Below are 23,632 nucleotides of genomic sequence, written 5' to 3'. Positions count from 1 at the left end.
ACCGGCGTCAATCAGATAGCCTGCGGCACGCGCAATGCGTGAGACGCCGGACGCGCCAGAGGGGCAGTTGCATGCGCCGCGATCCACCGCGACTTCCATTGATCCGCGAAGTCCGTGCCGCGCAACTTCGGTCGATGCGGCACGACCGTATAGCCTTCGATCCGCAACCGTTTCGCGAGGACGATGCCCGCACTCACGCCCGGTGACTGCCGCGTCTTCGGATCCACGTCATCAAAGTCCATGAAGATATGGACGACCTTGATGCCGAGCCCTTCCGGGACGACGAACTTCGAAAGAAGGATCCGGTTCAGGCAATTCCAGACCGGTACGCCAAACTCCATATGCGCGCCATAGACCGTTTCCAGTCCCTCGCCCACACCGATCTCTCCGTCAACGGGAGCCATCAGACGCACCGCGCCACCCGCAAGTGGATTGAGCGTCATGTCGTTCAACTTCGAATCAAGGATTTCGCCATCCGGCGACACGATCACAGCCTTCGCAGGCTTGAGCGGATCGAGGAGGGTGCGATGCAGTGTGCCAAGGCGCCCATCGGGCAATTCGAAACGCGCCACGATCCCCGGCCACTCGCCGAGCACCTTCTTTTCATGCCGATACTCGAGCATGCCAAGACGCAGCACCGGCGACGGTCCGACCGTGAGGCCGGGCACGCGCTCCTGCAGATACCGCATCGACAGATCGCCCACCGCCTGCGGCCGCGCGCTTGCCCACATGCCATCCAGCCGTCGTGCCACAAATGCCGGATCGGCCTTGCGCTTCGGGGCCGGTGCTGATTGATTCAGTGACACGCGTGAAGACGGCGGTTTCCCGCCATCGAGCTCGCACATCAACCGATACAGCCCCATGCGATTCGCACGGGCGATCAACTGAAGACCATCGCCAGCCATCGGGTAGCCGTCGTTGCACTTGCGGCAAACCCAGTCACCGCGGCCGTTCTTGTTGTCATAGGTAAAGCGGTCATCGCCACCACATACCGGACAGGCACATGCGTTGCCCGTCAGGTAATCGGCGGATATGCCGTAGCTCATCAAGGTCGAAATCCACGCTTCCGGAGAGAGCGCGAATTCCTTCAGCTTGCGTTGCAGCCACTCGTACCTCTCGGGTGACAGCCCGCGTCCAGACGTACTCATTGATCACTCTCCTGTCGGAAGTGGGTTGGGTCGGTGCCTTAGACAGGCGCGAAAACGCTCGCTCAAAGGAGCAGCCTGCGCGACGCAAGCGACTCTTTTGAACACATTTCAGGTTTTCGACAGAACGGGTCCGCGAGGCGCGGACGATGCAAACGAGAGGTGTTATGCGGCGCACCCGAAGGTGCGCCACGAAACGTCAGGTGAGGATTTGCGGGATTCGCAACGACGTATGGTGAGCCCTTACGGGATCAGATAGCGGCCCAGGCCGCACGTGTGTACTGGCCGAGAAATGGGATATCGTCGTCGTCCGAATCGAAGCCACCGCCCGCCGGCGCGCGCATACCAGCACCGCCACCGGCCGAGGACTGCGGAGGCAGTGCCCGGGGTGGGACGCTGGAGGCCGCACGCGGCGAGCCGGAGCCAGAGCCGGCAGCACGTTGCGCTCGCGCCGCTTCACGCGATTCGAACCCTTCGTCATCGCCGACAGGCTCACGACGCCCGCCGCCACTGCGACCACCGAGCATCTGCATCTGGTCTGCAACGATCTCGGTCGAGTATCGATCTGTGCCGTCCTGCGCCTGCCACTTGCGTGTACGGATACGCCCTTCGATGTACACCGACGAGCCCTTCTTCAGATGCTCGCTGACGATCTCGGCAAGGCGCCCGAAGAACGAAACACGATGCCACTCAGTCGTCTCCTTGAACTCGCCCGATGCCTTGTCCTTGTAACGGTCGGTGGTTGCGAGACGGATGTTCGCCACAGTGTCGCCGCTGGGCAGATAACGCACCTCAGGATCCGCGCCGAGATTGCCAACGAGGATGGCCTTGTTTACTGATGCCATGGAGTAACGCTCCTATTTACGTGTGATTGACCAGAGCCACTTGTCCCAAAGGACCGGCTGGCCGTTTTTCATGATCGGGCGTCCACCATCGGTGAACGCCGGTACCTTGACCTTCTCGAGTCGACAAACCGAAACGCTGTCGCCTACGCGGCAGCCCCTTTCGGCGATCGCATCCTTCAGGCCTTCGCCCTGCACCGTGCGCTCGCCTCGTGCTGTTTCGATATGCATGGCAAACGACGTGTAGAACGGTTTGCCGCCTGGCTTGCGATTCGGAAACTTCTCCTCGCCCCAGCTAAGCACCTTGCCGACCGTTGCCGCGTAGTAATCGTCTGAGCGCGGCGCATGCTCGCGCGACGCGCGACGACGAGCTGGCATCGGCTGTGCCTCACCTTCGTCGTGTGCGTCCACAACAGCTGGCATCGAAGCATCGTGACCAGCTGGCTCGTGCTGTACCTGCACGTTCGCCGCCGGCGCGCCCGTTGAACGGATCGCAGCTTTGATTGCGTCCTTGAGCGGGACACGATGCTCACGCAGAAGTGACCAGTGAGGCACGAGCTCCGGCAGGATCTTCGTGCCGAACGGCGTGTCGCTCGGCGTCTCCTCGAACGCAGGACGAAACTGGGCGATGCAGTCGCCCTCGTCAACGAAGAGATGGAGCACTCCATTGATCGTGACGAACGTCTCGTTGGGTGCACCGTGGCCGATCTCGCGCGGCTGCGACGAAGATTGAGGCTCACCTCGCGTGGCCGGCGCAGGCGGTACGTGTGCTGTCTGCATGTCGCACGGCCGGCTGGGGAAGAGGTCCGCGAAGGCGCGGAACAGATAGTTTGCGACCATCAGTTCGCCTCTTCCATTGGTTTTCCAAAGTACTTGAGACGCACCTGCTTCAGATCGTGAGCGAGAAGCGGTCTCTCGAGGATCACATCCTGCAGCGTCTCGGGATCGATGCCGTTCACGCGGCAAACGTCCCTGTACGAGAGCGCACCGTCCCAGAAGCCCATGATCCAGCCGAGCGTCGCTTCGTAGTCGCCCACGTCGATTCGGACATTGCGCAGGCGCTCGCTCAGCAGCGTCGCACAGTCCATCAGCGACTCGGGCATGCGGTCACCGCGTCGGCTGTCGCGGGCAAGGGAGATCAGCGCATCGATCATCGCGGCGCGCACGGATGCGCTCCAGAGGCTCGGATGCGGAAGGGGGTCGGGTTTCGGGGGAACGACGAGTACCGGAGAGGCCTCGCCGAAGATGTCGAGCTGCCAGGCAGCGACTTCTGCTTTCATGGGATTGCTCCGGTGAAGCCGGGCAATCGCATACCCATGTCCGGGAATGGATTCCCGGCTTGGGCAAGGGGCCGTCGCGGCCAGGCCGCGACGGATGGACAGGACAGGAACCTAGTCGCGGGTTCCGGTCTTCTTCAGGGGGATAACGACAGCCGATTTGGCGTATTGCCGTTTCGGCGCCGTGTCGGCAGTGACGCCGGCGGACACAGGCGAAACCGTTGCAGCACTCTTCTGTGCTTCGGGCTGTGCCTGCTCGCGTGCCTTGTCGGCGCGCACGCTTGCAGCTTCACGCTCGGCCGCTTCGAGGGCCTTCGCCTTCTTGTACAGCCAGCGTGCGCCAAGGGCTCCGAGAAAGAGGCAGACAAAGAACGACAACGTCGCCAGATACACGACGAGGCACAAGGCGAGCACTTTGCCCGGGGACTTGAGCACATCCTTGATCAAAAGATCCAGCATCTTTCTCTCCAGAAAAATTAACGCACTAGGGAATGTCCAGGCAGTGCCTGAGATTTCGATGCTCGTGGTCGAGCAGGGAAAACCGACGCGTAGCGCGTTCGCCGTGACCCATGAACGGATCACCGCGAACGGACTCGCGAACCGGCAGGGAAGAGGTAGAGGCGGCACGAGGACCGTGCTGCGATTCGATGCGTGCGGGACGCGGGGATATGTTCAGGCTAGCGGATCAGCACCACGCTCGCACGCCCGAATGCTCGCAAATTCGTGCGGGCTTACGTTCGGGTGGCCCGTTCCTTTAGGCGCTTAAACGCTTAAACCCGGAATGGTGCAGTTTTTGTGGAGCTTTTCGGGCTTAAGTCGCCATGCGATTGCGGCCCGTCGCCGAAACTTGACTTCGCAGCGAGCTAGGCGGACTGGAACCGTCATCGTTCACTGGAGCCAACATGTCCGGCTTCTTCGCTTACCTCGCAATCGGCTATCTCGGCTGGCGACTCATCGGGCGAGCCTGTCATAACCGGCCGGTCCGCGGCACGCGCGGTTTCGCGCGACCCTCGGATCACGTCGAGCAAACACCCACGACTCGCGCCCATGCATGTGGGGAAGCCAGCGAAGTAGCCGTTCGCGCCGAGTTGCGCCGCGTGCTCACAGGCCTATGTGGCGACGACTTCTACCTGCACGATGGCGCGGTGCTTCTTCATCATGCCCCAGGCACGGCGCTTCCGACTGCGGAGATCGATCATCTTGCGGTGACCCCGTTCGGCCTTTTCGTCATCGAGACAAAGAACTGGGGGCGGTTCCATCGATCCCGGTGCGAATCGCAACGAACTGGTGCGCGTCAGCAGCAACGGCTCGCGCGAGACACGTCGCTCGCCCCTCGCACAAAACCACACGAAGGTTGCGTTTCTGATCGCGAAGCTGCCGCGTGTGTGGACCATCGAGGGACTGGGTGTGTTTGCCGCGCCCGATTACACTCTCCACCCCCATCTGCCGCCCGCGCTCATCAATATCAGCGAACTGGCTCACTGCCGGCGTCTGCGTGAGCACGCATTCAGGGTTTGCGGGCAGAAGCCGGTCAACGTAAGTACTGCCTGGAAAGCAATTATGCTCAATACATCAATTGCTAAAAACGAAATAGATTCTCACCGAAAACGTGCACGAGAAGGCCCTAAAGAAACAGCAAACGTTGCCGTTTGCATAACTTCGCGGATGTAATAACCGAAAGCTACATGTTTTTCATCACCTTTCGCGGAGTCACGTTCGGAAAGGGCGCGTACGCTAGGCCTGACACTCGTGACGGAAATGGAATGCGCCGACGCCGCGATTCCAGGGACGCGTAGTCAAACGCTCCCGCAAACAGACACTGGAAATAGAAGATGAGCAACAAGAAAAAGCCACTCGACGACGCCAATTTCGATCCGAGCATCCCGGAAGACGGCCTCGCACTGCCTGACGACGACGGCCAGATTCGCGACCTCTATAGCAGCCATCTGCCGTCAGCCGCCGACATCACGGTCACGGCGCGCGAAGCATTCGGCGACAAACTTCCCGAAGAGATGCTTCAGAACCTGATGCACTGCAGTACCGAGATTAACGAGTCGGTACGCCGCATCATGCACGCACACATGGAGCTCGGCTTTCAGTTCGGCGCCATTCTTCGCACCATCCACACGGCATATATCGGTGCTTTCGGTGACAGCAAGCAAACGCAGAAGCGCGCGACCGATGATATGTACGCGTACATCGAGAAGCTTCATCGCATCTCAAGTGCGAAAATCCGCCTCCACCTGAAGGCGTACGCGCGATTCAACGACAATTCTGACGCGGTCGAATTCCTGCGCCTCACCGATATGCAGTACCTGGTCGGCACGGACATCAGTGATGACATCGTCGAAGAGATCATCGCAAGGAAGAAGGATGACCCGGAGATGTCCACCCGGACCGTTCGCGAATTGATCTCTATCTTGCGCCAACAGAAGGATCACATCACCGCGGACAAGGAGCAACTGGACTCCGTAAATGCCGAGTACGCTGGCCTGCTGGAGCAATTCAACTCAGCCAGCAGCGAAGCCAACCGACTCCGGCAAGAGATCGAACAGCTGCGCGCGCAACAATCCGACGCACAGGAATCGACTGACCGGCTGCGTAACGAACTCGCGTTGAGCAGCCAGAGTTCGAGCGCCCTTCACCAGCAGCTTCACGACACGCAGCAAGCGCTCGCGACGGCCAGGCGCGAACTCAACGATGCGAATGCGCGGCCCCCAGCAAAAGAGGACCCGCAGGTGAAGGAAGAGATCAGGCGCCTTGAGGTCCAATACGACGAGCTGTACGCGAAATCGAAGAGCCTGAGAGAAGACATCGAGCAAAAAGAGCAGAAGCACGCCGAGATCGCGGCACAACTCGCAGAAGATGCCGCGGCGCTCGAAGCGGCTCGCCGTCTGGACGAAGAAATGAACGCGCTCGTGAAGGACTTCAGCGCTTTCGCACAGCGATACAACAGCGCTCAGCTGCTGTGCACCGCCGACGGCAACCCGGCACGCTTCGGGGCCGTCTTCCAGGCGCTTGGCGACCTGGTCGGAAAGTTCCATGTGGAAATCAACGCGGCATTGAAAAAGGCGGCGTAGACCGCTCAGGATTCCACAGGGGTGGCCGCGCCGCACGGCCACGCGAGAGACACCGCTAAAAGAATAGAAGTGAATAATGAACATTGAACCGAAGCACGTCAGATCCGCAGATGACTACAAGGCCATCGACCGCCTTCACCTTCCACGATGGATCGCCGAACGCATCCGCTTTATCAACTATGATCTGGTGAGCCATATCAAGCAGGTCCTGGTCGACAACCCGGCGTTCAACGCGATCTATCGGGTAGAGGTCAAGGAAATCGACCATCTCCGTCACAACGAAAATTCGCTTCGTAGCCTGCTCAACGCGCCCTTTCTCATGCTGTCGCCGTCCCTGCCGACCATCGAGGACTGGCGCTGCTTCATCGATGCGACGCCCACGACACGCGCCGTCGACGAACTGCGTCGCAAGATGCCGCGCGTTCGCAAGGGACTGACCACGCAGTCGATACAGCATCACAACAGGCAATTCCTCGACATCATCCAGTCGGTTGCAAACACGAGCATCCTGAGTGCGCCAGTGCTGGGCATGACGCCGGACCTCGCGCGTTACCTCGGCGAACTGCCAGGATACAAGCTGCTCACCGCGCTCGAACGTATCGGTGACCTCCCCCTCTTTCAGTGGCGCTTCGTAAGCCCCGCGTTCTGGTTCGAGTTCACTGCGAACGACCTCAATCTCGAGCAGATCACCCATCACATCATGTCGACGACGCCGTTCCGCGCAGGGGAACTGCCTCACACAGCAAACTGGGCTGAAATGCGCCTTGGACGCGAGACGCACGAGATGTACGCCGAGGCCCTGATGGCGCACGGGTGCCGCGCCAGTACGGCTGCGACGCTTTTCCGTTTGCCGCAGAGCAAGGCTCGCCAGATGTACATGGCAATCCATGGCAAGCGCTCACCGTGCGGCAACCTGCCGAACTCGCTTCAGTGGTTTGTCGAAAAGCCGCAACAGCGTCTGCATTCAACGGCCTTTATCTGGCTGTACCGCTCGGCCCTGAACATGGGTGCCAATACCCCGCAGGCGCTGATCGCCGCCGCCGACCTCTACAACCAGCTCTTCCGCAACGGGCAGCGGCTGCTCGCCACCGATCGCGGCTACAACCTGACGCGAGCGATGGCGGCGGACGCACGGCTGTCGATCGCACCGTGCCGGGAGTGCCATACGCACTACATCGTCTCAAACAACGAGTCAAAAATCGAAATGCGCAACAGCTTCACCTGCCCGGCTTGCAGCAACAGCCTCGTACCGCGCGAGCGAAGCGGCAAGGGAGCCAACTAATTGCAAACGAGCCAATCCGTCGAATTACGCCCCGGCCTCGTCGTGTTCAGCGCCGATGGCACGGCACAGTTTGGATGGCAAAACCCGGAAACCGGCGCGCTTTACGCCGAGGACGACGGCCACTGCATCGTTGGCGCCGTGGCTGGCGTGCCCTGGCACGCCGGGTCGATGCACTGATGAGTGAACCTGCACTCGCGATGAAAGATCTTGCCTGGATGGTTCGCGATAGCGCGTCGGCCTGGCTTCGCGGCTACGGCGACCTGCGTTTCGACGAGTACGAAAGCTTCTACCGCAAGGCGCGCGCAACGTCCGAATCTAATAGCGACCTTGAGCAGATCAACGAAGACTATGCCTTGTGGATAGCAGAACGCCCAGGCAAGTTAATCTCTCTGCTTAACCGGCCAGTCTTTGCACACGCACTGATCGCCTTCACCGCGGTCTGGATCGCTGGGCAAGCTGTTCCCCGCCTGGCAGGCATCGCGCCAAAGTCGACGGCTGGACTTCTGGTTGCAGCCTTAATTGGCCTGCGCATTTTCCATCGCAAGCGCCGGAAACACGCCTGAATCGATTCGTTTTGCATCAAAACCCCGTGCGCTCATGGGCCTTCTCAGCATTCGCTTAAAGATATTTCCAGATTTTTCCGTTAGCGATAGAGCACGCCCCCGTCTGGCGACGCAACTTGACTTCGTCACAGGCCCGGCAAAGTGATATCAGGCTGGTGCGATGGGCGCAGCTACAAACCAAATAGGAACTAAAAAATGAACCAGAAGAGAATCACCGCGCTCACCGCGATCTCGGTCGCCGTTGCACTCGCGCTTACCGCCTGTGGTGGCGGCGGCGGTGGAAGCGGCGGCTCCGGTAGCAACAATTCTGCGTCGAACTCCGGCAATGGCAATTCCGCCGGCGGTACGACGACTTCGCCGACCGTCACAGGCACCGTGACCACGCCCCAGTTCGCAGCAAACAGCGCTCAGATGGCCGCGTTCACCCTGCTGAACCAGTACCGACAGCAGTGCGGCTTTCCGGTGCTGCAAGAGAACACCGTTCTCGATGCGGCCGCGCAGAATCACTCGAAGTACATGGGCCTGAACAACGCTTTCACAGATGCGGAAGTATCGACAAACGCTGGCTATAGCGGCAGCAGCTACACGGATCGCGCGGTCTATGCGGGCTTTCCGCAGGGCGTTTCAGTTGGCGGTGCGAGCGGTGGCGGGAATGCCGTTTTCCCGCAAGACTTCTCGGCATCTGTAGCGGGGCAACAGTTCGTTTACGGGCTGGTCGGCGGGGTGTACCACTCTGTCATCGCGAACTTCCCGGCAAACATCGCGGGCCTTGGAGAGTACGAAACTCAAGCAACCGTGGGCTCATACACATACACGGATACGTTTGAATCATTGAGCATCACGAGCACGCAAGCGCAGACGCTTAGCAACGCCCCGCTGACCTTCCCCTGCCAAGGCGTAACGGGAGTGCCCTACAAGGAGGTCGCTGAAAGCCCGACCCCGCCGAACGTCTCGGCATCCGGATCGGGGACGCCTGTCGTCGTGATCGGAAACAGTACGGATTCGGTTTTTCTGCAATCGGCTACGATGACCGACACATCTGGCAACGTCATCACGCTGCAATTGCTGAATTCGACGAACGATCCGAACAAGCTCATCTCGGCTTCTGAGGCTGTGGCCTATCCGACGTCGCCGCTGTTGCCAAACGTGACGTACACAGTGTCGATTACCGGCATCGTCAACGGTGCTGCATTCAGCCGAAACTTCACTTTCACGACGGGCAACGTGACCGGCTAAAACTGTAGGGTCAACAAGGGAAAAGCCGTTCGGCCTCGAAACCGAACGGCTTTTTTCATTCCGTGTACTACCGGCATCCTATGCTTAGTCAGCCGTATGAAGCGATGACCGAAAAGAGCTTCAACCGTTCAACGCGCCTAGGGTTTTCCGCTTTCCTGCTCAGTTGGCGTCATCCACTTGCGGAAACATGGGCGATAACGCCACTCCTGCAAAATTTCCACTCGGGTCAATCGAACAAATCGCCATGTACCCGTTGTACATGGTTATACCATTCTGGCCAGGGTAAGACGGCCCTGTATAGGTCGCCCCATACCAAGTGTTCGTTGTCTGCGTCGACTGGGGCAATCCCATGAGGATCCGTCCGTTGGATATTTCGATCTGCGGAAAGGCGTCCCCCATGGTATAGGCTGGGAACTGCCACTGGACCGTATACGAGGCCCACGGCATCGAGAAAAAAGCCATATATTGCGTAAAGGAGTTGCTAGGGAGTCGCCGCGTACTCGTACCATTCCCACCAACAATTACGGTCGCTCCCATGACGGCATTCGTGCAAGCCTGCTGAGGCGCTTGTGTCGGTGGGGACGGCTGGGTAGGCGGCTGGCAAACCGGTGCACTCCAACTCGAACCGTTCCAAACGGGCGCACTTATCTGCGTGTACCCGACTTGGCATGGTGGCGGCGCATCGTAATGGCATTGCGGCGCAGAGAATTTCGACCCTTGCCACACGGCAACGGCGAGCGCTGTCCAACCCGGGTCCATCGAACACGTCGTCGGCAGCTGCTTAGCCCGATATACGGGCGTGACGCAGCTGGAGTCCTGCCAGCCGTAAGAACAGTGCGCGCGTTGCGCGTGTGCCTGACTTACCATCAAGGCCGCGGCCAGACCTGCGAGCGCGCGGAGTCTCCATCCCAATCGAGACCGCATCTTTTCCTTCCCTTATCAGTAGGCGCAGTACGTTTCAACGACTGCGGATGCACCAATGTCCGCTCCCAGGCCATCGGTCAGCGCTATCGACCAGGGACCGGCGCCAGAGGCAGTCATGTTCACCTGTGCGGATTCGTCGACATAGAAGGTCTGCGGCGCAAGCATGATCTGCGGCGAGCCCCCGTTAAAGCACGATGGAGCCGGAACGACCGAGCCGTTGCCGACCGTGTAGTAGTTGTATCGCGCCGCCGGGCCACCCACGGGCATCCAGACATTGTCCTGACACGACAGCCACTGGCCGCGACCGTCGCTGTTCGTCGCCGCCGCTCCGTTTGTCGGGCAGTACGTCCGCGGCGTCGCGATCGCGCCCGGGGTGATCGTCTGCGTGACGCTGAGCGTCCCATTCACCGTCGAATTGCCCGTGTTAATCGGAGCGGGCGCGGTGCCGGTCGCGTTATGCACATACAGCGTGTCAGGCGTACGAATGGCGTTTGTCACCGCCACGTTCGACGCGGAAACCAGCGGCCCGGCGACCGTGCCCGTCGCGTCGACGCTGTTGACGTTGTGCAGGCTCACGCCATTCACGTTCTGGTCGCCGGTCCAGGTCAGGCTACCATCACGCCGGATGTACACCGCGTTGCCATCGGAGTTAGCGCCATTGGTCGCCATAATGGCGGCCGCCGGTGCGCCCGACAGCGGGTTGCTCGCCGTCCACGCCGCGTTGATGCCGGTGATCGTTCCCGGGTTGGTCGAGTTTGAGTAGCCGAACTGTCCACCCTTGTTCGCTCCAAGCGCAATCTGGGCCGCGCCCGACACGTCCGCGATGCCATTGCGGGTGTACGACAGGGACGGAAAGAACTGGAACGCGACATGGCAGTTGCCAGCCGACGGAGAGCATCCCGCAGGCTGCATCGCGAGCTGGATCGTGTAAGCGCCGCCCCAGAACGGCCCAGCCCTGTGCACCTGTTTCAGGTTCCCCGCCGTGTGAAGCTGGGTGATCGTTGGCGCAGTGAGTGTGGCACTTCCAGACTGCGTGTACTGTGCGAGCAAGGTCTGATAGTTGTCGGTGATCCAGCTTCCGAGCGCATCGACAATCACCGCCTCGTTCTGACCTTCGGTCGCGAGCAGTGCCGAGCGGTGCTTCTCGATGTCCTCGCGGATCGACTGTACCGACAGCACCGCCATCGCCGCGAGGACGAGCACCAACTCAATGAAGCTGGTCATCTGCTTCCCCGTTTAGCTGCGCGTCGTGTACAACTGGATCGTGGCCACGGCACCGCTTGAGGTACACGCGGTTCCCGCCGCCGAGCTGCTGTAGGTGGTTGTCGGGCTGAAGATCGTGGTGCTATTCACAACGACCTGCGGGAAGGTGTTGACGAGCGCGCTGGTCGCCATCGAGCAGACGGCCGCAGGTACGGGATAGCTCACGACCATGGCATCGTTGGCATTCGTCACCTTGCCCACCGACGCCGTCACCGAACCGCCGAACATACCCGTCACCGACGAATAGTCGCTTGCCATGCGTGCGCCAGCCGCATCAAACGCATGGTTCTTCGCCAGCGTCGAAAGGCTCTCGGCAGAAAAATCCGCATCGTTGAGCGTGGCGTTCTGGATGCCCGTGTGGAACATCGACGCCTCACTCTTGAACTGGTGCGCGGCGACCATGTTGCGCACGAACGGCACAGCCATATAGACGACGAGTGCGACCAGCGCACCCGCCCCGAGCACCGCACCCGATTCGATCAGCGACAGTTCCCCTTTCTGCTTCTTCAGGCGAGCAACACGACGGAAGCGTTCGTTCTGAATTTCTTTGCGTTGTTCGATTTTCATTTCTTTTCCTGCCCTCAGTTGGTAGTGGTGTTTGCGCTAAAGGCGCTTTGCATGCTGACAATGCCCGTTGCAACGTAGGAGCCGACGCCCAGGGCGAGAAACAGGCCGGCGGCGAAACCAAGCAGCACGTAGTGCGTGATCCGCGCGTTGCGCCGGACCGCCTCAACCACGCGATCGAGCGAGCTCCGGCCGAGTGACTTGATGGCGTCGACGAAGTTGTCACGCCGCTCCGCGTCCGCGATCCTGTCTACGACCAGTTCCGAAAAGATCCCGGTCTCAAGCGCCCGCATCGGCTCTTCCGGCTTCGCTTCGAGGCGTCGCATCATCCGCGTGACGTGCCAGCGCAGCCAGGGGTCGGCGTGCTGCCGCACCCGCGCGAGCGCCCCGCTGAGCGTCAGGCCAGAATCGAAGAGACCTGACAACGAGACAATCAGGAGCGCTGCGCGCAGGTCCCGGCGGTTACGCCACATGAGAGGCGCTGCGTCGAGCCGGTTGCGCAACGTGCCGGTCCAACGCTTGAGCGTGTGGAAGTAGGCGACCACCGCGGCAACCACAACCGTTCCTGAAAGCCACCAGTAGTTGAAGCAGAACGTGTCGATCGCATAGAGCACGCGACCCACTGCCGTCCATTGTTCAAGCGGCCGCACTTCGAGCGCTTCCGGAAAGACCATGCCGCCAAAGAGCATGCAAAGGCCGTACATGTAGACGAGCAGGAATGCCGGATAGGCCATCTGCATCGACGTCGTCGACGAGAGGATCCGTTTCGCGGACGCCGCCATTTCGCAAAGCTCGAAGCCACGGCGCGCCGCATCCTCCTGGGTGGACGTGCTCGCCAGATCGAGCAGCGCGAATTCCTCCAGTGGGATGAACGCCTTCATTGCGACCGGCAAACCGTCGCCCTGCCCCATGCGCTCGCCGATCTCCCGATATGCCAGCCACACGATCTGTTTGCGCCTGCGCGCGCGCTCTTCGAGTACCGCAAGACGTTCCATGAGCGTTTCGCGGTTGCGCAGACTATGTGTGGCCTCAATGTCCAGGCGGGACTCGCGATAGAATGACTCGCGCACCTTCTGGAAGCGGCGCTTAGCGAGGGTCATGCGTTCCTTGCGGGGCAGACGCATCAGAAACGGGTAGAAGAGATGGCCGATCATGACGGCATCCTTCCGTCACGGTCCGGCATGACGCGATACACGTCGAACGGCCTCATGGAGAGATCGATGAAGCGCGGATCGATGAGTCCCTGGGATGCCTTGTAAAGTGCGTGCTCGTAGATCGTCTTGCCAGTCATATCCGCGTCGCCGAACCCGGTTGCGCGCTCGCTGCGCCACGCGGTCTCAGCGCCACGCCAGTCGCGCATCGCAATGCGATCGAGAAACGCCGGCGTTGGACGATACAGCTCCATCGCGAGCGTCTGCCCCTTCGTGCCTCCTGCGACCTTCCCGTCACGCGCTAACAGCCCTTTTTTGCGGCAATGTTCGCAGCCGTTGTCATCGCGACAGGCCATCTGCGATACGTCCATGCCGAATTTCGTGCGCAGCAGGTCGAGCTTCGCAGCAGGCATGACGTCGGCAGCCGGACGCTTGCAATGCGGGCAGAGCAACGGGATGAGCTTCTGGTTTCCCACTGCGTTGACGAACTTCTCCGATGCCACCTCGTCGGCAGTCAGTTGCAGGCGGTCGCCCATGAGACGCATGAACACACCGATGATGCTGTCCGCGTGAATTGTCGTGCGAACCGGGTGACCAGTCAGTGCGAGTTCAACGACCAGACCCGCAACAGCCGAGTCCAGAATTTCCGCCACGGTCAGATCGTCCGGGTCCATCCGCATGAGGGTGCGGATAACCGTAACGACCTTGCGCCGAAATTCCTCTTCTGTTTCGTCGAGGCCACGTGTGATCGACTGGTCCGAGAGCCACGGCATCGGATATTCGGACGGCAGACTCACCGCATACTGCTTCTTGAGTTCGCGCCCATCGACCATGTATGCAAGCGCGCGCAGCAACGTAGTCTTGGCCGAGCCGGTTTCACCCGAGAGCAGCACAGCCCCGCCACTCGCGTGACCAAGCGAATCGACAATGCGCAACTGGCTTGCCTCCAGCCCCATCGTCTGCGGCATGCGCACCGTATAGTTGCGGAAGTTGCCATCGAGCAGGCGCAGCGCGACATCAAACCCGTTGACCTGAGGCGCGCTTTGCCAGCGCAGATTCACCGTATCGGTGGCAAGCGCGAGCGGGATCATCGCTGACTGCGGTGCCGTCGGCTGGAACGCGTTGCCGCTGTTGGTATTACGCTGGACGAGATCCTGATAGGCAGCAGAGAGGGCGCGCAGCACCGTTTCCTTTCGCATGCGCCGGAAGGTATAGAGGTCGCCGTCGACGCGAAAGCGCAACTCTGCGTCGGACTGGTACTCGCGCGATTCCCAGTGCGCGTCGCTCGCGTCATAGCCCCGTGCGGCTTCCATGACATCGCGAAAGAGCGCGATGGCGCGGGAACCCTCGGACACGTTCTTCGACAGCCGGATGCGGGCGCGTTCGTAGATCCCTGCGATGACATCTTCGGCCGCGATCATCTCTTCGCGCACCGCAACGTGTGCGCGCTCGAGGTCCTGCAGATACGTCGAGTAGAGCGCGCTCTGATGGAACTCGCACGTGGCAATCACGACTGCCATACCGGCCTGCATGTCTACCGCGACAAATCTGAGACGCGCCTCCGCGCTGATGCGCAGGGTCACGTCCGGCGTCGTGTCGCACAAGATCCGCTTGAAATCGACCAAAGCCTCTGCCGACAACAGGCGAGGTATGCCAACCGGGGTGTATTCCACGTCGGAGACCGCGAGCGCTGTGCCTGCGCTATCGTCATCCTGTGTGCGACTCAGGTGCGGCGAGCTATCACCGACTTCGCGCGACGTTGCGGGGCCCGCATCCGGCTCGCAGTCACGGCGCGTACGTACATCGAAGGCCTCGCCGTTCGACGACACAACGAAGTCCGCATCGGCAGGCGACGCCTTCTCCCGCATGGCATCCGTATCGCGAGACGCAGGTACCTCATCGTCTAGCGGGCCAACATGTTCGGAAGGCGTAGCGGCAGCCGTCTCCGGCTCGGCCCTGTCAGCGCTCGCGAAATCCGGGCTGCCACCAACGGGCGTTTGAAGTTCGTCGCGCTCCACTTGCGACGTCCTAGGTGGAATCGCGTCCGGACTCTCACGCGCCTCGACATCCATCACCTCCGCATCCCGCAGACGTGCGCCCAGCGAACCCGGCGGCGCGCCCGGCCCTTTCTTCGCCTCGCGATGCCGCGTGAACGCCGGTTCGACCGGCGCACTATCGGACTCCTCGACGAAGCCACCACGCCAGCCACGCAGTCGGGCGAGTACACCGGCGCGCGGCTTTTCATTGCTATCAGCGCTTCCGAACAACGACATCATTACCTCCCCAGCGGTATGGTCTGAGCCCCAGGGGCGAATCCCGGCGGCAGTGGTGAAGCAAGATCTGCAAGCGGCCCGGCCATGGTGCTGCCCGTCGACTGGCTCTCCTGCGCACCCGGACTCATCGACTCAGTCCACGTCCGGCCTCCCTGCGAAACCGTGACAAAGAGTCGGTCCACCTTGCGCGCCACCGCACCGTTTAGAAGCTTTTCGCCGAGGCGCGCGGGATAGACCGCGCCCTTGTATTCGTAGAGGACGTGCTGCCCCATTGCGTCGCTAAAGCCGCCGACGAAGGTGACAGTCTGTATGTGGGCTCGCGGCTGGCTGAGCGTGGGCGTGAACGTCGCGGTCTGCCTGGCAACGGGGGCAGGCGTCGAGCGCGAAACACCGGCTTTCGGCGCAGATGCCGGTGCTTCGCTACCGCGCAAGTACTGGGCGACCTTGCCACGCGCCATCTGGTCGATGTCACGAAGGCTCAGGCTGGCGTCATCGTGCGCCGCGCTGGCTACAACGCCGCTCCCCGGTTCCGGTGCCGCCGGCGCCGCCGACGACGTCGCCCCGCTCGGGCCACTGGCGCCAGTCACATTCGCAACGGGGCCGGCTGCTGCAGCGTGACTCGCAGCGACACCAAGTCTGGCCGAAGTGCCTGCGAGGGCCGCAGTCATCGATGGCGTAGCGGCTTGCGCGACCTGTAGCACGCTGCCAGTCGAGATGCCGAAGGCGACGGCGAGGAAAAGAGATTTACTGCACGACATAGTATTTGCCCTTCGCAACGAATTGGATGCCGACCTTTCCGGCTTCCTCAGGCGCCGAGGTATTGAGCTTCACACTCAACGTCTCCAGCGTCATGTTTGACGGCAACCTGGCGAGCAGCGGTGCCTGCCACAGATAGCCATCGATCTCCCACGTGCCTTCGCGGATTAGCGGGCCGTGAGGTTCGTTCGCCGGCGGCGGTGTTGCGAGCAACGGCGCCGCTGGCTCGATATGCACCACGTACCCGAAGCTCTTCAGGTCGGTGGGCACCGTGGACAGGCGCTGCGGGGGGGTCTGCAGGAGCTTGACAAGCTGCTGCTCGCCTGGCCACACCCCCTGCCACGTTGGCGACACCGCGTCCACTTTCGGGACCGCCGGGCCGCCTGCGGTGAGCGACAGCCCGTTCGCAGCGAACGTGACCGGCTGCATCGCCGGTGTCGCCGCCCACGCAAAATCCTCGAAAGATCCGCCCATACGCGTGTAGGTGATCGCGCAGACGCCGTGCGCCTGGCACATGGCCTGATCAAACTGCCACCCGGCCCGGTTGGTCTGCACTGCGCTCACGCTTGAGAGCAGAAGCGGTGCAAGCGCCGAAGCGAGTGGCGGGTCGCCCGCGAAGGTCTGCCTGACGGCCTCGTTGTAGCTCTGGGTCCACGTAGGACCTTTCTGCACTTCAAGCTCCGGCGGATTGAAGGCGTTATATATCTGCTTGACTGCGAAACCACCGATGCCGATGAGCAGCGGCACCACGACTGCATTGGGCACGCCCATCGGCACGCGACGCAGTTTCCCCACTTTCTTCTGCTGCAGCAGCTCGGCGGGGCGGAATGGTTCATCACCTGCCTCGATCGATTCCCCGGAGGAAAGCAACGTCAGGTGCAGGCCTGCGCGCTGGCATTGCTGCGCGATGTCCGTCTGGCGCTTGCGGGCCTGCTCGAGCGTAACGACCTCATCGTTGCGCACCGCGCCTCGCACCACATGGACCAGATGCACACGCTGCCCGTCCTGCATCAGCACGAGCACCGCGGGCCTCGCCCGCACGCGCTCAAGCGATGCAATGCGTGCCGCGCCCGAATACAGCGACACGCGGCGCAACTCTGCCGGGTCCGGAGCGCAGAAGCCGCCGATCATCTCATCGCCGAGCTTCATTTCGACGTAGTGCGACGCGCCGAAATCGTCCGCATACCGGCTTCGGCCATCCTTCGCGCCCTTCGCAGGCCAGGCACGCCAGTCGAGGCCAAACACCAGCCTCGCGCGCTTCTCTCCCGGTAGCGGTTCTGTGATGTGCATGCCCATGCTTACATCGAGGGGACAACGGTTGCGGTCAGCATCACCACCTGGAACGTGCGTGACTTGTTCCAGGTACCGGTGATACCGGCAAGGCCACCGTTTGTCGTGCTGTCCGCGGTGTCGGTCACTGCGCCATAGAGCACGATGGTCTGTCCGTCAGAAAGCGCAATGGTCTCGTCGTCTTTGCTGCCGATCGTGTGTGCAAGCTGGATCGCCTGCTGTGTTTGACCGGAACCAGCGCCGGCCGACGTGAACGGTCCGTTCTGCTTCGAACTGTCACGCCAGTAAGCGAGCAGGATCTGGTTGTGGTCGTTGACCGCCGGCAAGATGTGCAGGAAGTCACCCGTCGTAAGCGTGCCGGGCGTCAGGCCCACCACGCCGCTCGAGGTCCCGGTAAGGCTTCCTGAAGAAGGCGTGGTCGTGCGCAGGTAGTCGTCCGACTGGAAGTTCGCCACCGACACAGGAAGGCCGTTCAGCGTGAGCTTCGAGATCGTGTTGTCGGAGATCGTGCGGCCGTACTGGTTCAGGCCGTTGATGACGGCGTTCGTGCCTGAGAAGGGCGCGTTCGCCTGCAGGACGGAGAGGCCAACCGTGCCCCCGCCCGATGAGAGCGACGTCGGCGAGGCAAAGCTGACCGCCCATTGCGCAAGACCGCCCTGGATCTTGTTGTAGACGACATCGGCATTTACACCCGCCTGACTGCCACGGTTCAGAGCAATCTGGATCGTGCGCACGCGCAGCATCACCTGGCGCGTGGAAATTGCATTCTCGCGCTTGAGCATGTCGCCCATGCGGTCAGCCGCTTCCTTCGTGTCGTACACGATCACCAGACGGCTTTGCGGATTCACGGTGATCCGGCCCATCGGCGACTTCAGCTTGTTCAGCGTGTCCTCAATCGCCGCAATCTGGTCGAAGTCCCCCTTGCGTCCGCTCGAAGTCATCGCCGAGAAAGAGCCAGTATCCGTGCTCGCACCACCCGTCGAACCGCTCGACTGGTTCCCCATCGATGTATCGGTACCCTTTGACATGCGCGATTCGATCGACACCTTGCCCGGGATCGCCGCGATCTGATACATGCGCGTGACAAACCGGCTGATATTGATGGTCGATCCGTCGAACGACCAGTCAAGTCCCAGGTTCTCTGTCACGTCGTGCAGATACCGGCCAATGCCACACGACTCGCACGGTTGATCGTAGAGCGGGTTGTCGGAGCCTTTCACGCCATTGAAGGTCTGCGTACTCTTGCCGTCGCTCGACGCACGGGGAATCAGGCTGTCACGCGGAACGAAGACATCGGGGCTGACGCGCACCGGATAACCCGAAGCGTTCGACACGAGTGTGGCGAGCGTCTTCATGTCGAGCTTCGGCGGGAAGGTGACTTTCTTGTCACGGAACACCGCGGGCAGCGTCGCCTCGTAGGCAAGCGGCACCGGACGATCACCGAGGAACGCGGTAGGCACATCCTCAACGAGCGGAATGCCATTGGCCGCACCATCGAGCGCTGCGCTCGCAGTGGCGTTTGCCTGGTCGTAGACGCCGTTGACGTCGCTTTGCATGACGGCGCAGCCTGCGAGTGATGCTGCCGTCGCGGCCGCGATCAGGGTGCGGATAGGATGGAGGCGCATTTCGGTCAGTCCTTGCAGTTGGCAGCGCGCGCAATGACGCGAATGACGTTGTTGGTGTGCTTGCAGACGCGCGCAGGCGTTCGCATGTGGTCGGTCGCCTGCATGACCTGCATGAGCACCGAGCGGAAATCGCCCGAGAACGTCGCGTTGAATTCAACCGGCAGGTCGTCGTCGATTTTCCAGGCGAGTTGCCAGCCCTGCGTCTGCAGCCAGCGATCAAGTGCGTTGCGAAGATTCGTGTCCTGCGGCGTGATCGAGAACGAGACCGTGCCCGTCGGGTCACCGGTTGCCGCACCAGGCAGCACGACAGACTTAACTTCCGTCGAAATCGCGACCGCGCCCGGCGGCGTGATCTGTGCGGCCGAGGCGAGAGGCGGCGGCGTGGACGGTGCCGCAGTTGCGGGAGCCAGTGCCGGTGTTAGCGCAGTCGCAGCAAGTTGCGCGGCCGGCGCGACCGCACCACCGAGCAGTTGCCATCCGTCGCCCGAGGGCGGGGGCACCTTCGACTGGTCAGGTTGCATCGCGGCGACCGCCATCGTAAGGGCGCTACCGAGCGCAAGTGCAAGCATGGCCTGCGCAATCTCCCGGACACGAAACCGGGAATCCTTCTGGAAGTGTTTGCTCATGCTTTTCAGTGACCCTGCAGGCGTCGGTAGATGGAATTGGCGTAGACGAGCTGGCGTGCGCTCGACGTCGCGTTGTACGCGCCGACGGCTTTCCAGGTTGGCCCGAACTGGCGGAAGTTCGAGGCAAGAATCCAGGTGCCCACGTACGCGTTCACACAGGCGTCAAAGAGGTGCTCCCGGCGAATGCCGAAACGCGAAAGCTTTGGCAGCCACGAGGAATTGATCTGCATGAGTCCGAGGTCTTCGCTGCCGTTCGCATTAACGTTGATCGCGTTCGCGCGAAAGCCGGACTCCTGCTGCGCGATCGCGCGCACAAGACGCGGGCTGATATGCTGGTACGCGGCAGCGTCGTCGATACAGTCGGCGCGCGTCGCCATCGGCGCGACAAGCAGCGCGAGCACAGGAAGGAACGCATGGCGCATCACGAGGTCGCCCCCGCGCGCTCGAAGTACTTCACATCATGGCGGCGCAGCACGCTTACCGTCTGGCCGTCGGCCGTCACGATGAACTGCTCGGACGTACCGTTGAACTTGTAGAAGCGACCCTTCTGTTCGCCCGAACCCAGGTGACGCACGTCTGCGACGGTGATGTTGATGACCGTGGGCGCAAACTTGAAGTAGGTCTGCCCAGCCTCATCGAAAACGGCTTCAAGGTGCGCGCCATTGCCGACCGGGAAGTCGTAGACGGTGCCCGCGCTGCGGGCGACCTCGACTCGGTTCGTGGCGTCCGACACCGTAAAGCGCTCGACGCGGTCGATCGTCATGACGCCGGTATCCGCGTTCCAATTTGGATGCAGCGATACCCCATCGCTCGACACGACTTTCAGGTCCTTAGGCCTCTCAGCGAAACGGATCTGCGTATGTGTGTCGTCGCCGTCCCGGATGGCGTTTGCACCAAAGAATTTTGCAAGCAGCGACCCCGGTGGCGGCACAGCCGCAGGCGTGTCCGACGCTGCGCCCACCGGGTCGGAATGCGTCACCCTTGCAACCGCGTAGGCGAGCGCGCCGGACTTCGCGACATCGCGACGCAGCCTCACATGGCGCGTCTCGAAATCGACATCTGCGTAGAGTCCGGTTTGCGTCATGAGGCGATCGAGCGCCTGCATCCAGTTCTCACCCGGGCGCGTTTCGAAGCTATCGGCATTCGTGAGATCCACGTCCTTTCGCGCGGACCCGCTCCATCCCTGCGGCACCAGCGCCTTGACGATGGAGGCAACCGGCATGGTGGCATTGAGGCTGCGCACCGGTTCGAGCGAGCCGCGCTCACCGATCAGCGAGAGGCGCCCGCTGAAGCCGGAGAACGAAACAGGCTGGTCATCGCCGACACCCGGCACGACGCCATGTCCACCAATGAACGTATTCGCGCGGTTCCAGGTTGCGACGGCCGTGTGCCCCGCAACGGTGAACTGGATCATTGCTGGTGTGCCGTCCACCACAACGTACGGTCCTTCCTGATGGCTGCCCACCACAGAGATCACCTGTCCGGCACGAGGCTGGATAAACGTCTTCGATCCGTCGTTGAAGACGAGCGCGGGGCGCTCGGCGATGCCACCCGCTATCTCGTAGTCGAAATCGAAGGGATCAGTGTTCGCCGCTGATGCAAGGTGCGCCACACTGAGGGCGCACAGGGTCGCAAGAGTAAGGAGCCTGCGCGTCATAGCCCTGCCTGAATCTGATTGAGGTTGCGCACGAAGCGCGCGAGATACGCGCCGCCGGGTACCGGGTTGGCGGTGTGGTAGTACGAGATCGCCTTCGCGATGGAATGCGTGCGGCTGTAGTTCTCGTTGAGGATCGCTTCGGCCACGCGAATGTTCGTTGCGGGCGCAAGCGCATCCCACGGCGACGCAAAGCGCTGCCGGTGGTAGCACCAGTTCACCTGCATAAGGCCTACGTCAAAGTCGCAACGGCCTGCCGAAATGAGCGCGCGGATAGCCCCATAGGCGTCCTCGCGCGAGCGAAAGAAGAAGCCCCGGCCTGCAACGTTCAGCGTCCACGGCCACGCACGCCCCTTGTAGGCCGATTCGTTCAGCGCGATACCCGCGAGAACCTTGGGATCCACGCTCGTATGCATGAGCGCGAACGGCGTCTCGGCCTTCGCACACGCCCATCCGCCGCGCCCCTCTGAGATCGCGGCTTGCGCGTCGTCATCGAGGTCGAGGGGTTGCAGCCAGCCGCTGCGGACCATGAGCCTGGTGAGCGATACATCGCGTGCATCGACAGTGACCGTCATGCCCTGCGACGGCGTGCTACGCACGGCCTGCCCAACGAGAGGCGAAGCCCATGCGTTGAACGGCGCGAGCCCGCAGTAAAGCACTGGCTTGCCGTCGAGTGATGCCAGCTCGCGCGTTCCCTGCGAGGCGAGCACAAGCGAACCCGGGCTGATGAACTGGGCGATCGAGGCCGCGTGCGCCGCTCCGGCGGCGAGTGCGGACACTGCGAGAAAAGTGAGCGCGCGCCTAGCCACGGTACGGCTCCAGATGGATATCGCGGTTCACCTTGATCATGAAACGCTGACCCGGCTTGATCGTGATCGTCGGCGGAATGTTCTGGTAGCGGTTCAGGATCGACTGCGACGTTTGCGCCGCGACCTGCCCCGCCGTGTTGCCTACCTGCGTGACGCCGAGCGGGCCGGTCGTTGTCGAAGTCGTGTCGCTGCTGCTGAAGTGGTTCAACAGAACGGCGGTCAGGAACGATGCACCGAAGATCTTCCAGAAGTGATTGTTGACGTCGACCGAGAAGCCCACGTAGCCGTTCTGGTCCGCGCCCTGCGCGCCATAGAGCGGCACCTGCTTGCCGTTGGGCAAACGCATCTCCGTCGCGGCGACGAGAATGCTTTCCTGACCCACCTTGATATCGCTCTGGTAGGGCGCGGTAATCATCGTGCCCTTCGGAATCATGAGACACGTGTCCGTCACGCTGTCATAGATGTCCTGTTCGACCACGAGGGCAGCCGTGCCCGGACGGTCCGAGTTCTCTCCCTCCATGACCAGCACGCCAATGTGATGCGGGGGCGAGAGCGTGCAGGTACCCGCCTGGCCCACAAAGCCAGTGCTCAGGAAGCCCTCACCCGATGCGGACTGGGCTTTCGCGTCCTTGATGAACTCAAGATCGCGCTCCGCCGACGACGAGCCACTGCCGCCGCTGCGGCCCATCGCGGCGGCAATCGCCTTGGCCTGTGCGTCCGCATTGCCCGCAGCGGCCTGCTGGGCGGCGAGCTGCTGCAATGCCATCTGCTGGGGCGTCACTACGCCGTTCATGCCACCGGCAGTCTGCGCGTCAGCCTGTTCCTTGACCTTGTGACCTGGAATGAAGATGGGCGAGGCGTAAGCATTGTCCTGGTTTGCACTCGTGGACAGGTCTGACCGGCGCGACTCACTCTCGAACTGGTCCAGCGACAAAGCCGGCTTCGATGTACCGGACTGCTGGTCGGGCGTCGCTGCGGCAGCCTTGCGCACCCGCTCTTCTTCGCGGCGGGCGGCGGCCTGCTGATCCTGGATGATCCGGTCGATGTCGTTTCCGCTGGGTGCACGGTCGACCGCGGCAGCTGTCTTGGCAGCCTTGTCCTCCTTTGCCTGCTGGTCAGCCCTGTCGCTCGCCTTCGACTGATAGTAGTAGCCCATCGCGCCGATGATGACGGCGAAAATCACGCCGACACCGACCAGCGCGTTGCGCGGGGACTTGCCCTTGACGACGCGGTCCTGGTCCGAGAGGGGTGCGGAGTTCTGGCTGGACATGT

General features: G+C 61.9%; 23 protein-coding genes. 6 read left to right on the top strand and 17 right to left on the bottom strand.

The window, feature by feature from the left end; genetic code table 11:
* Positions 1-11 precede the first annotated feature (11 nt).
* The 5 genes from P5W99_RS36055 to P5W99_RS36035 all read right to left on the bottom strand — a co-directional run bounded on the left by P5W99_RS36055 (position 12) and on the right by P5W99_RS36035 (position 3,723).
* Positions 12-1,046 carry a primase-helicase zinc-binding domain-containing protein gene (locus P5W99_RS36055; protein WP_434668357.1) on the bottom strand — a complete coding sequence of 345 codons (1,035 nt, stop codon included), beginning with the start codon at positions 1,044-1,046 and terminating at the stop codon, positions 12-14.
* A gap of 350 nt (positions 1,047-1,396) precedes the next feature.
* Positions 1,397-1,990 (bottom strand): single-stranded DNA-binding protein, encoded by a 594-nt coding sequence (gene ssb / locus P5W99_RS36050; RefSeq protein ID WP_434667713.1) that lies wholly within the window; start codon positions 1,988-1,990, stop codon positions 1,397-1,399.
* A gap of 12 nt (positions 1,991-2,002) precedes the next feature.
* Positions 2,003-2,650 carry a hypothetical protein gene (locus P5W99_RS36045; protein WP_434667710.1) on the bottom strand — a complete coding sequence of 216 codons (648 nt, stop codon included), beginning with the start codon at positions 2,648-2,650 and terminating at the stop codon, positions 2,003-2,005.
* Between the two features lie 176 nt (positions 2,651-2,826).
* Complete coding sequence (locus P5W99_RS36040; RefSeq protein ID WP_434667707.1) at positions 2,827-3,267, bottom strand: hypothetical protein; 441 nt, start codon at positions 3,265-3,267, stop codon at positions 2,827-2,829.
* Positions 3,268-3,378: 111 nt separating this feature from the next.
* Positions 3,379-3,723 carry a hypothetical protein gene (locus P5W99_RS36035; protein ID WP_434667705.1) on the bottom strand — a complete coding sequence of 115 codons (345 nt, stop codon included), beginning with the start codon at positions 3,721-3,723 and terminating at the stop codon, positions 3,379-3,381.
* Positions 3,724-4,166: 443 nt separating this feature from the next.
* Here P5W99_RS36035 and P5W99_RS36030 point away from each other — a divergent pair, with 443 nt between their 5' ends.
* The 6 genes from P5W99_RS36030 to P5W99_RS36005 all read left to right on the top strand — a co-directional run bounded on the left by P5W99_RS36030 (position 4,167) and on the right by P5W99_RS36005 (position 9,425).
* A complete protein-coding gene (locus P5W99_RS36030; RefSeq protein ID WP_434667702.1) occupies positions 4,167-4,763 on the top strand; it encodes a nuclease-related domain-containing protein in 597 nt (198 codons plus the stop codon).
* Positions 4,764-5,096: 333 nt separating this feature from the next.
* On the top strand, positions 5,097-6,344 hold the full coding sequence (locus P5W99_RS36025; protein ID WP_434667699.1) for a hypothetical protein: 1,248 nt from the start codon (positions 5,097-5,099) through the stop codon (positions 6,342-6,344).
* Positions 6,345-6,420: 76 nt separating this feature from the next.
* Entirely contained in the window at positions 6,421-7,626 is a 1,206-nt protein-coding gene (locus tag P5W99_RS36020; RefSeq protein ID WP_434667696.1) for a FlhC family transcriptional regulator, read from the top strand.
* Positions 7,627-7,803, top strand: a complete 177-nt coding sequence (locus tag P5W99_RS36015) for a hypothetical protein (RefSeq protein WP_434667693.1) — start codon at positions 7,627-7,629, stop codon at positions 7,801-7,803.
* Complete coding sequence (locus P5W99_RS36010) at positions 7,803-8,189, top strand: hypothetical protein (RefSeq protein WP_434667690.1); 387 nt, start codon at positions 7,803-7,805, stop codon at positions 8,187-8,189. The genes P5W99_RS36015 and P5W99_RS36010 overlap by 1 nt, the downstream gene beginning before the upstream one ends.
* Positions 8,190-8,384: 195 nt before the next feature.
* Positions 8,385-9,425, top strand: a complete 1,041-nt coding sequence (locus P5W99_RS36005) for a CAP domain-containing protein (protein WP_434667687.1) — start codon at positions 8,385-8,387, stop codon at positions 9,423-9,425.
* A 939-nt stretch (positions 9,426-10,364) separates the two neighbouring features.
* On the opposite strand, the gene P5W99_RS36000 is transcribed toward P5W99_RS36005, so the two are convergent.
* Genes P5W99_RS36000 through P5W99_RS35945 form a run of 12 tightly spaced genes read right to left on the bottom strand, consistent with a single transcriptional unit; the run spans position 10,365 to position 23,630 of the window.
* The gene (locus P5W99_RS36000) at positions 10,365-11,573 is read right to left on the bottom strand and encodes a hypothetical protein (protein WP_434667684.1); all 1,209 of its coding nucleotides are present in this window, start codon (positions 11,571-11,573) and stop codon (positions 10,365-10,367) included.
* A gap of 12 nt (positions 11,574-11,585) precedes the next feature.
* On the bottom strand, positions 11,586-12,179 hold the full coding sequence (locus tag P5W99_RS35995) for a hypothetical protein (protein WP_434667681.1): 594 nt from the start codon (positions 12,177-12,179) through the stop codon (positions 11,586-11,588).
* A 14-nt stretch (positions 12,180-12,193) separates the two neighbouring features.
* Positions 12,194-13,330 carry a type II secretion system protein gene (locus P5W99_RS35990; protein ID WP_434667678.1) on the bottom strand — a complete coding sequence of 379 codons (1,137 nt, stop codon included), beginning with the start codon at positions 13,328-13,330 and terminating at the stop codon, positions 12,194-12,196.
* A complete protein-coding gene (locus P5W99_RS35985; protein WP_434667675.1) occupies positions 13,327-15,600 on the bottom strand; it encodes an ATPase, T2SS/T4P/T4SS family in 2,274 nt (757 codons plus the stop codon). The genes P5W99_RS35990 and P5W99_RS35985 overlap by 4 nt, the downstream gene beginning before the upstream one ends.
* Positions 15,601-15,602: 2 nt before the next feature.
* Complete coding sequence (locus tag P5W99_RS35980; protein ID WP_434667673.1) at positions 15,603-16,358, bottom strand: hypothetical protein; 756 nt, start codon at positions 16,356-16,358, stop codon at positions 15,603-15,605.
* Positions 16,345-17,646, bottom strand: coding sequence for a hypothetical protein (locus tag P5W99_RS35975; protein WP_434667670.1), 1,302 nt, complete (start codon positions 17,644-17,646; stop codon positions 16,345-16,347). Before P5W99_RS35975 ends, P5W99_RS35980 begins: the two co-directional genes overlap by 14 nt.
* Before the next feature lie 8 nt (positions 17,647-17,654).
* Entirely contained in the window at positions 17,655-19,271 is a 1,617-nt protein-coding gene (locus tag P5W99_RS35970) for a type II secretory pathway protein (RefSeq protein WP_434667667.1), read from the bottom strand.
* Positions 19,272-19,276: 5 nt separating this feature from the next.
* Positions 19,277-19,897, bottom strand: a complete 621-nt coding sequence (locus P5W99_RS35965; protein WP_434667665.1) for a toxin co-regulated pilus biosynthesis Q family protein — start codon at positions 19,895-19,897, stop codon at positions 19,277-19,279.
* Positions 19,898-19,902: 5 nt separating this feature from the next.
* Complete coding sequence (locus P5W99_RS35960) at positions 19,903-20,319, bottom strand: lytic transglycosylase domain-containing protein (protein WP_434668354.1); 417 nt, start codon at positions 20,317-20,319, stop codon at positions 19,903-19,905.
* Positions 20,319-21,554 carry a TrbG/VirB9 family P-type conjugative transfer protein gene (locus P5W99_RS35955; protein WP_434667663.1) on the bottom strand — a complete coding sequence of 412 codons (1,236 nt, stop codon included), beginning with the start codon at positions 21,552-21,554 and terminating at the stop codon, positions 20,319-20,321. The genes P5W99_RS35960 and P5W99_RS35955 overlap by 1 nt, the downstream gene beginning before the upstream one ends.
* Positions 21,551-22,360 carry a transglycosylase SLT domain-containing protein gene (locus tag P5W99_RS35950; RefSeq protein ID WP_434667661.1) on the bottom strand — a complete coding sequence of 270 codons (810 nt, stop codon included), beginning with the start codon at positions 22,358-22,360 and terminating at the stop codon, positions 21,551-21,553. Before P5W99_RS35950 ends, P5W99_RS35955 begins: the two co-directional genes overlap by 4 nt.
* Positions 22,353-23,630 carry a TrbI/VirB10 family protein gene (locus tag P5W99_RS35945; RefSeq protein ID WP_434667659.1) on the bottom strand — a complete coding sequence of 426 codons (1,278 nt, stop codon included), beginning with the start codon at positions 23,628-23,630 and terminating at the stop codon, positions 22,353-22,355. Before P5W99_RS35945 ends, P5W99_RS35950 begins: the two co-directional genes overlap by 8 nt.
* Positions 23,631-23,632: the final 2 nt, after the last annotated feature.

Source organism: Paraburkholderia sp. A3BS-1L, from assembly GCF_051125215.1.
Classification (GTDB): domain Bacteria; phylum Pseudomonadota; class Gammaproteobacteria; order Burkholderiales; family Burkholderiaceae; genus Paraburkholderia.
The sequence above is the reverse complement of the archived record's forward strand: the minus strand, read 5'-3'. Positions and strand labels throughout refer to the sequence as shown.

Excerpts from the sequence above, each read along its gene's own strand:
- P5W99_RS36055 (WP_434668357.1), bottom strand. The coding sequence starts at position 1,046 with ATGAGCTACGGCATATCCGCCGATTACCTGACGGGCAACGCATGTGCC.
- ssb (WP_434667713.1), bottom strand. The coding sequence starts at position 1,990 with ATGGCATCAGTAAACAAGGCCATCCTCGTTGGCAATCTCGGCGCGGAT.
- P5W99_RS36040 (WP_434667707.1), bottom strand. The coding sequence starts at position 3,267 with ATGAAAGCAGAAGTCGCTGCCTGGCAGCTCGACATCTTCGGCGAGGCC.
- P5W99_RS36035 (WP_434667705.1), bottom strand. The coding sequence starts at position 3,723 with ATGCTGGATCTTTTGATCAAGGATGTGCTCAAGTCCCCGGGCAAAGTG.
- P5W99_RS36030 (WP_434667702.1), top strand. The coding sequence starts at position 4,167 with ATGTCCGGCTTCTTCGCTTACCTCGCAATCGGCTATCTCGGCTGGCGA.
- P5W99_RS36025 (WP_434667699.1), top strand. The coding sequence starts at position 5,097 with ATGAGCAACAAGAAAAAGCCACTCGACGACGCCAATTTCGATCCGAGC.
- P5W99_RS36020 (WP_434667696.1), top strand. The coding sequence starts at position 6,421 with ATGAACATTGAACCGAAGCACGTCAGATCCGCAGATGACTACAAGGCC.
- P5W99_RS36010 (WP_434667690.1), top strand. The coding sequence starts at position 7,803 with ATGAGTGAACCTGCACTCGCGATGAAAGATCTTGCCTGGATGGTTCGC.
- P5W99_RS36005 (WP_434667687.1), top strand. The coding sequence starts at position 8,385 with ATGAACCAGAAGAGAATCACCGCGCTCACCGCGATCTCGGTCGCCGTT.
- P5W99_RS36000 (WP_434667684.1), bottom strand. The coding sequence starts at position 11,573 with ATGACCAGCTTCATTGAGTTGGTGCTCGTCCTCGCGGCGATGGCGGTG.
- P5W99_RS35995 (WP_434667681.1), bottom strand. The coding sequence starts at position 12,179 with ATGAAAATCGAACAACGCAAAGAAATTCAGAACGAACGCTTCCGTCGT.
- P5W99_RS35990 (WP_434667678.1), bottom strand. The coding sequence starts at position 13,330 with ATGATCGGCCATCTCTTCTACCCGTTTCTGATGCGTCTGCCCCGCAAG.
- P5W99_RS35985 (WP_434667675.1), bottom strand. The coding sequence starts at position 15,600 with ATGTCGTTGTTCGGAAGCGCTGATAGCAATGAAAAGCCGCGCGCCGGT.
- P5W99_RS35980 (WP_434667673.1), bottom strand. The coding sequence starts at position 16,358 with ATGTCGTGCAGTAAATCTCTTTTCCTCGCCGTCGCCTTCGGCATCTCG.
- P5W99_RS35975 (WP_434667670.1), bottom strand. The coding sequence starts at position 17,646 with ATGCACATCACAGAACCGCTACCGGGAGAGAAGCGCGCGAGGCTGGTG.
- P5W99_RS35970 (WP_434667667.1), bottom strand. The coding sequence starts at position 19,271 with ATGCGCCTCCATCCTATCCGCACCCTGATCGCGGCCGCGACGGCAGCA.
- P5W99_RS35965 (WP_434667665.1), bottom strand. The coding sequence starts at position 19,897 with ATGAGCAAACACTTCCAGAAGGATTCCCGGTTTCGTGTCCGGGAGATT.
- P5W99_RS35960 (WP_434668354.1), bottom strand. The coding sequence starts at position 20,319 with ATGCGCCATGCGTTCCTTCCTGTGCTCGCGCTGCTTGTCGCGCCGATG.
- P5W99_RS35955 (WP_434667663.1), bottom strand. The coding sequence starts at position 21,554 with ATGACGCGCAGGCTCCTTACTCTTGCGACCCTGTGCGCCCTCAGTGTG.
- P5W99_RS35945 (WP_434667659.1), bottom strand. The coding sequence starts at position 23,630 with ATGTCCAGCCAGAACTCCGCACCCCTCTCGGACCAGGACCGCGTCGTC.